Genomic DNA, 3,907 nt, shown 5'->3' with positions numbered 1-3,907 from the left:
TCCGGCTCAGGCGCCCAGTGCTCAGTCACGGGCTTCAAACATCCCAGAGGCCGCTCGGGCTACCCGAGCCGGTCCGAGGCTTAAAGATACAAGGGCTCGCTTACAATGGCGGCCCCTGATTTCGTTGTGGCCTGCCATGCCTTTGTTGACCCTTGAGAATGCCTGTCTTGCCTTCGGCGATGTGGCGCTGCTTGACCATGCCGAACTGGTGCTGGAGCCGGGTGAGAAGGTCGCTCTGATCGGGCGTAACGGTGCCGGAAAATCCAGCTTGCTGCGCGCGCTGGCGGGGCAGACGAAGCTGGACGATGGCGTGGTCTGGCGTCAGCCAGGGTTGAAGGTTGCCTACGTGGCGCAGGAGCCGGACTTCCCGTTGGACCGGAACGTGTTTGCCACGGTGGCCGAAGGCGTGGGTGAGGCTGCCCGTCTGGTCGGTGAATACCATGCTGCCGCGCATGCGCTGGCCGAAGGCAACGAAGCTGCGATGGTGCGCATGGCAGAGCTGCAGCAGCGCCTGGAGGCCGACGGAGGCTGGAGTCTGCATCACAAGGTCGAACAGGTCATCGACCGCCTAAAGCTCAATGGCGATCTGCAGGTTTCAAGCTTGTCGGGTGGCGGCATCAAGCGTGTGGCACTGGCGCGGGCGCTCGCCGGCGAGCCGGATCTGCTGTTGCTTGACGAGCCGACCAACCACCTCGATGTGGAGGCCATTGGCTGGCTTGAGGACCTGATCCGTGCGTTCCGAGGGGGCGTGATGGTCATCACTCATGACCGCGCTTTCATGGATAACGTCGCTTCCCGCATCCTGGAGCTCGACCGTGGTCGGCTGGCAAGCTTTCCGGGCTCCTTCACGGAGTATCAGCGTCGCAAAGCCGAGATGCTGGAAATGGAAGCCAAGAGCAATGCCGAGTTCGACAAGTTTCTGGCCCAGGAAGAAGTGTGGATCCGCAAGGGCGTGGAGGCGCGCCGCACGCGCAACGAAGGGCGCGTAAAGCGTCTTGAAGGTCTGCGCCGAGAGCGGGTGGCCCGGCGTGACAGGCTCGGTAACGTGAACCTGCAACTGGCGCGTGGCGACGCGAGCGGACAGCTGATTGCCGAGTTGACGGGAGTCGGCAAATCCTTTGGTGACAAGCTTGTGATCCGTGATTTTTCGGCCCGCATTCTGCGCGGTGACCGTATTGGTCTGCTCGGACCGAATGGGGCGGGCAAGACGACACTGCTCAAGCTGATTCTTGGCGAGCTGGAGCCGGACTCGGGCAGCATCCGGGGTGGGACGAAGCAACAGGTCGCTTACTTCGATCAGTTCCGCACCGCGCTGGATTCCGAGGCTCCATTAACCGAAGTGATCAGCCCAGGCTCGGATTACGTCGAAATCGCGGGTACTCGCAAGCATGTGATCGGTTATCTGGAGGATTTCCTGTTTACGCCACAGCGGGCGCGCAGTCCGGTGCGCACCTTGTCCGGTGGCGAACGCAACCGGTTGTTGCTGGCACGTCTTTTTGCCCGGCCGGCAAATATCCTGGTGCTGGATGAGCCGACCAATGATCTCGATGTGGAAACCCTGGAGTTGTTGGAGGAATTGCTGCAGTCGTATGACGGTACGGTCTTCCTAGTTAGCCATGATCGGACTTTTCTCGACAACGTCGTCACTCAGACCATCGCTGCCGAAGGTGAAGGGCTTTGGCGTGAATACGCCGGGGGCTATTACGACTGGTTACGCGTCAAGACTGCTGAACGCGAGATTGCCGAGCAGGCCGCCGCCCGTGCCAGTACAGTCAGGCCGGTGGAGACCGAGCGCCGTGCAGTGCCAAACCGAACGGCGAAGCTGAGTTTCAACGAGAAGCGCGAGCTGGATGCCCTGCCCGAGAAGATCGAAGCGCTTGAAGGCGAGCAGGGCGCGTTGCAGCAGCAGTTGAACGACGGGACCATCTTTCGTGCGCAACCAGCCGAAGCTGCCCGCATGACGGCCCGACTGGCTCAGATCGATGATGACTTGCTTGCGTTGCTCGAGCGCTGGGAAATTCTGGAAGCCAAAGTTGAACGGAAGTAGTCAGTAGAGTCAGACGTGAGCTTGTAGGTCAGAGCTATGCCCGATCTGTCTCAATACAATCCATGACTTGTGGCGGAAATGCTGCGTAGGGGCTCTTCCCAGTTGCTTTTATACGGTGGAAGGCGCAGCCCTTGCAATCAATGCAGGTTATGATCCCACGGTCTGTCCGCTTGTCGGCAGTTCCGCGCGGGTGCCGCATCGTTTGCGCGGTTTCTGTTTCTTGAGTACATCAGGAGGAAGACATATGAAAAGACAAACTCTGTTCGCTTCGCTCGTAGCGGCCGGACTGCTGGCCGCTTGCGCAAGCGGTCCGGTTTCCAGCCCCGTCGTTACGGGTGGTTCCGATCTTGCGTCGCAGCCGTTGCCCGCCAACGATGGTTGGGCTGCAGCCGAAGGCGCGGTGACCGGCGGTATCGGCGCCAAGGCCGAAAACAGGTTTACGGTCACCAACCGTAAGGAACTGGTCGCGGCCCTGACTAAGGGGGGCAAAGAGCCCACGATCATCTTGGTCAAGGGCACCATCAACCTGTCGGTGGATGACAACAATAAGGAACTGACTGAGAAGGATTATGCGGTTGCACCGTATGACTTCAATGAATACATGAAGGCCTACGCGCCGACCGTGTGGAACGTCAAGCTGGAAAAGGGACGCCCCATCCGCAAACTGACTGGTCCGCAGGAAGAAGCTCGTGCGGCTTCGCAATCCCGTCAAAAAGCGCGCATTGTGGTGCAGGTTCCTTCCAATACTTCGCTGATCGGTCTCGACAAGGATGCCAAGATCGTCAAGGGTAATCTGGTGATCGGCGCTGGCTCCGAGAATGTGATCATCCGCAACATCACCTTCGAAGATGCCTTTGACTATTTCCCGCAATGGGATCCGGGCGACTCTTTCAAGATCGATGCCAGCTATCCTGGTTGCCAGGAAGCCTATGTGGATGCCACCAAGGGGCCGCAGCTCTGCCCAGGGGGGCGCTGGAATTCCGAATACGACACGATTTCCATCAATGGTGGCAAGCGCGTGTGGATCGACCACTGCACTTTCACCGAAGGTGATCGCACTGATGACAAGTTCCCGCCGGTCTTCCCGTTCCCGCACAATGAGCCGACACAGAAGGTCCAGCATCATGATGGCGCGGTAGACGTTACCAACGAAGCCGATCTGGTCACGATCTCCTATAGCCTGTTCAAGGATCACGACAAAACCAACCTCATCGGTGGCAGCGACAGCCGTACTTCCGATGCGGGCAAACTGCGCGTGACCTTCCACAACAACGTGTTCGACAACGTCGGCCAGCGCATGCCGCGCGTGCGCTTCGGCAAGGTGCACACCTACAACAATCTGTTCGTGGGCGATGCCACTTTGGCGGACGATCCGAAAGCCACTGCCTATGAAAACCATAGACGTGTGCTTTCTGTGCCAAAGCCCAAGGGCAACATCTTCCGTCAGGCTCTGGGTGCGGGTAAGGATTCGGCGATCTACTCTGAAGCCAACGTCTTCGAGATCAAGAACGGTAGTGCCGAGCATGCTGTTGGCAACATGGGTGGCACGAAGTTCTTCGATGCGGGTTCGCTGGTCAACGGCAAACCGCTGGACATCAAGGAAGCCGCGGGCAAGCCGTTGTCGCCGGACGTGGGCTGGAAACCGACCCTGTATGGCAACAACAAGGTCAAGCCGGCTGGTGAAGTTCCTGCCTATGTGCGTGCAAACGCTGGTGCTGGCAAGCTCTGATCAGGCGTCAGCAGGCATCGAAAAAGCCGACAGTTCGCGCCGTCGGCTTTTTTCTTGTGATGCACCTGTCCTCGAATGAATCGCCCCGGGTTTCCTAGACAGCCCCGAGCTTCATGAAATACTGTTTTTCA

General features: G+C 59.0%; 2 protein-coding genes. Both read left to right on the top strand.

Annotated features, from left to right (window positions below; genetic code table 11):
• Window positions 1-136 precede the first annotated feature (136 nt).
• Window positions 137-2,047 carry an ATP-binding cassette domain-containing protein gene (locus BGI27_RS17495; protein ID WP_095526055.1) on the top strand — a complete coding sequence of 637 codons (1,911 nt, stop codon included), beginning with the start codon at window positions 137-139 and terminating at the stop codon, window positions 2,045-2,047.
• Between the two features lie 244 nt (window positions 2,048-2,291).
• Window positions 2,292-3,776, top strand: coding sequence for a pectate lyase family protein (locus BGI27_RS17490; RefSeq protein WP_095526054.1), 1,485 nt, complete (start codon window positions 2,292-2,294; stop codon window positions 3,774-3,776).
• The last annotated feature ends 131 nt before the right edge of the window (window positions 3,777-3,907 follow it).

Origin of the sequence: Candidatus Dactylopiibacterium carminicum (assembly GCF_014736495.1) — a bacterium.
GTDB lineage: Bacteria > Pseudomonadota > Gammaproteobacteria > Burkholderiales > Rhodocyclaceae > Uliginosibacterium > Uliginosibacterium carminicum.
This window is presented reverse-complemented; position numbering and strand designations above follow the sequence as displayed.

Bases quoted from the DNA above. Each gene is read 5' to 3' on its own strand.
- BGI27_RS17495 (WP_095526055.1), top strand. From the start codon at position 137: ATGCCTTTGTTGACCCTTGAGAATGCCTGTCTTGCCTTCGGCGATGTG.
- BGI27_RS17490 (WP_095526054.1), top strand. From the start codon at position 2,292: ATGAAAAGACAAACTCTGTTCGCTTCGCTCGTAGCGGCCGGACTGCTG.